The organism is Huijunlia imazamoxiresistens, from assembly GCF_037132455.1.
Classification (GTDB): Bacteria; Bacteroidota; Bacteroidia; order Chitinophagales; family Chitinophagaceae; genus Flavisolibacter; species Flavisolibacter imazamoxiresistens.
Genome location: NZ_JBBBEI010000093.1, coordinates 1 through 1,057, shown reverse-complemented (window position 1 = coordinate 1,057; position 1,057 = coordinate 1). Strand labels below are relative to the sequence as shown.

Here is a 1,057-nt window from a genome sequence, read left to right as displayed (position 1 = left end):
CATCGTCGTAACGGGTCTGGCTCTTGGAACCGCTCAGTACCATCTTCACCACGCAGGAAGTACCATTGGCCATGTTGGCGCGGATGCTGAACTTGTTGGTGCCTGCCTTGGCAATGCTGATGGCGGCACCGGGAGCGATGGTCATGATGTCCTTATCGGTGTCCGCGTTTACCAGGGTATAGCTTACCACCTGCTGCGTACCGGTAGTGGTAGTGGGCGGAGGAGTGGTCGTCGTAGTCGTAGTGGTATCGGTTGTGGGAGTGGTCGGCGGGGTCACTACAACGGTATCCGTAGTCGGCGTTGTGGGTGTGGTAGTGGGCAGCGCAGACCGCATGTCGGCGAGGGTGGCGTTGGCATTACCTACACGCACGTTGTCGAAATGCAGCACTCTTGAATACCTGCTGGAAGATTTATCCAGGAAAGAAGATTTGTACAGGCCGATCTTCCACTTGGGCAGCTTCAGGTGCATGTTGCGGCCCACGATGTTGTGGATCTTTACACCGTCGCGCCATACTTCGATCAAACCGTCGGAGCCGGTAGAGTGTACAATGTGGAATACGAACTCGTGCCATTTGTCCTTGGAGATTTTTTGGAAAGTAGAAGGCCCGTCGGTGGCTACGCTGCCTGCAGCACCCAGTGAAGCGGCGAAGAGGTCATATTTTTTCAGGGTGGAAGAACCCGAGGCAGGCGTTACTTCCAAAAATGCTTTATCGCTCTGGGCGCGGATGGTGGTTTCGTCGGAACCGTCTTCGAACCATTGGTTGATGCAATCGCGGGTGTCGTCCGGCTCAAAGCCTACCGTGGGGAAATAGATGGCGAAGGAATACCAGGCGTTCTTGGTAAAGCCCGGCCATTCGGAGCCGCGGATGATGGTCACTTCGGAACGAACCCTTTCGGAGGAACCTACGAGGGGCTGGTCCTTGCGGATCTCGAAGCGTACGGCTTTGTTGCCCTGGAAAGCGGGATTGGTAGGGAACGAGAAGGTCCAGTCGGTCAGGCAGTTCTCAATGCCGCCGCCGAAAGCGGTGAAGGGGCTGGTGCCTTCCATGGTTTCTTC

The 1,057-nt window shown here is 56.2% G+C and carries 1 protein-coding gene; it reads right to left on the bottom strand.

Annotated elements, in window-relative coordinates; all coding sequences use genetic code 11:
• Positions 1 to 1,057, bottom strand: a 1,057-nt coding sequence (locus tag V9K67_RS27005) for a polysaccharide lyase family 20 protein (RefSeq protein WP_336728240.1), incomplete at both ends; no start/stop codon positions are given.